The organism is Streptacidiphilus sp. ASG 303 (assembly GCF_020991365.1).
Classification (GTDB): Bacteria; Actinomycetota; Actinomycetes; order Streptomycetales; family Streptomycetaceae; genus Peterkaempfera.
In genome coordinates, this window is the sequence record NZ_JAJLRA010000199.1 from 1 (window position 1) to 212 (window position 212).

1 protein-coding gene is annotated in these 212 nt (G+C 71.2%); it reads left to right on the top strand.

Features of this window, described 5'->3' with window-relative positions:
- A partial coding sequence (locus tag LO771_RS30485) for a phosphopantetheine-binding protein (RefSeq protein ID WP_230748401.1) occupies positions 1-212 on the top strand: 212 nt, incomplete at both ends.

A 212-nucleotide genomic window follows, 5' to 3' on the forward strand; every position in this document is an offset into this window, starting at 1 on the left:
TCAACGGCAAGCTGGACCGCAAGGCCCTGCCCGAGCCGGACCTGGCGGTGACCGCCGGGGCCGGCCGCAGGCCGGAGACCGAGCGGGAAGCACAGCTGTGCGCCGTCTTCGCCGAGGTCCTCGGCATTCCCGAGGTGGGTGTCGAGGACAACTTCTTCGAGCTCGGCGGGCACTCCCTGCTCGCCGTCACCCTCATCGAGCGCATCCGCACC